Origin of the sequence: Burkholderia sp. BCC1999, from assembly GCF_905339975.1 — a bacterium.
Classification (GTDB): domain Bacteria; phylum Pseudomonadota; class Gammaproteobacteria; order Burkholderiales; family Burkholderiaceae; genus Burkholderia.
In genome coordinates, this window is the sequence record NZ_CAJPHP010000054.1 from 1 (window position 1) to 1,559 (window position 1,559).

At 65.2% G+C, this 1,559-nt stretch carries 1 protein-coding gene; it reads left to right on the forward strand.

Annotation, left to right across the window (positions count from 1 at the left end; genetic code table 11):
* Positions 1–1,559, forward strand: a 1,559-nt coding sequence (locus U5809_RS34500; RefSeq protein ID WP_322089839.1) for an electron transfer flavoprotein-ubiquinone oxidoreductase, incomplete at its 5' end; no start/stop codon positions are given.

The window sequence follows — 1,559 nt, forward strand, 5'->3', positions numbered from 1 at the left end:
TGGCCGCCGAGAAAGGCACCGAGATCGGCGTATGCGTGCTCGAGAAGGGTTCCGAGATCGGCGCGCACATCCTGTCGGGCGCGGTGATGGATCCGCGTGCGATCAACGAACTGTTCCCCGACTGGAAGGAACGCGGCGCCCCGCTCGACGTCGAGGTGACGGAAGACCGCTTCCTGTTCCTGTCCGAGAAGAGCGCGGTCACCACGCCCAACTGGGCACTGCCCGCCAACTTCCAGAACCACGGCAACTACGTGATTTCGCTGGGCAACGTCACGCGCTGGCTCGGCCAGCAGGCCGAAGCGCTGGGCGTCGAGATCTTCCCCGGCTTCCCGGCCGCGGAGATCCTCTACAACGACGACGGCTCGGTGAAAGGCGTCGCGACCGGCAACATGGGCGTGGGCAAGGACGGCGAGCCGACCGAGAACTTCCAGCTCGGCATGGAGCTGCATGCGAAGTACACGCTGTTCGCCGAAGGCTGTCGCGGCCACCTCGGCCGCCAGCTGATCTCGAAGTTCAAGCTCGACGCGAACGCCGAGCCGCAGGCATACGGGATCGGCATCAAGGAACTGTGGGAAATCGATCCCGCGAAGCACAAGCCGGGCCTCGTGATCCACACGGCCGGCTGGCCGCTGAAGTCGGATACCTACGGCGGCTCGTTCCTGTATCACATGGACAACAATCAGGTCGTGGTCGGCTTCGTGGTCGGCCTCGGCTACACGAACCCGTACCTGTCGCCGTTCGAGGAATTCCAGCGCTACAAGACGCACCCGTCGATCCGCGCGTTCCTCGAAGGCGGCAAGCGCGTGTCGTACGGCGCGCGCGCGATCACGGCGGGTGGGCTGCTGTCGCTGCCGAAGACGGTGTTCCCGGGCGGCGCGTTGATCGGCGACGACGCGGGCTTCCTGAACGCATCGCGGATCAAGGGCAGCCACGCGGCGATCAAGACCGGCATGCTGGCGGCCGACGCCGCGTTCGACGCGGTGCAGGCCGGCCGCCAGTCGGACGAGCTCAACGCGTATCCGGACGCCTTCAAGCAGTCGTGGCTGTACACGGAGCTGTACCGCGCGCGCAACTTCAAGCAGTGGATGGCGAAGGGCCTGTACCTCGGCACGCTGATGGTCGGGCTCGAGCAGAAGGTGATGGGCGGCAACGTGCCGTGGACGCTGCACCACAAGCATGCAGACCACGAGATGCTGAAGCCGGCGTCGCAATGCACGCCGATCGAGTATCCAAAGCCGGACGGCAAGCTGACGTTCGACCGGCTGTCGTCGGTGTTCATCTCGAACACGAATCACGAAGAGAACCAGCCGGCGCACCTGACGCTGAAGGATGCGAACGTGCCGGTGAACGTGAACCTGCGCACGTATGCGGGACCGGAGGGGCGCTTCTGCCCGGCGGCCGTGTACGAGTTCGTGAAGAACGACGACGGCAGCGACCGGCTGGTGATCAACGCGCAGAACTGCGTGCACTGCAAGACCTGCGATATCAAGGACCCGACGCAGAACATCGTGTGGGTCACGCCGGAAGGCGGCGGCGGGCCGAATTACCCGAACATGTAA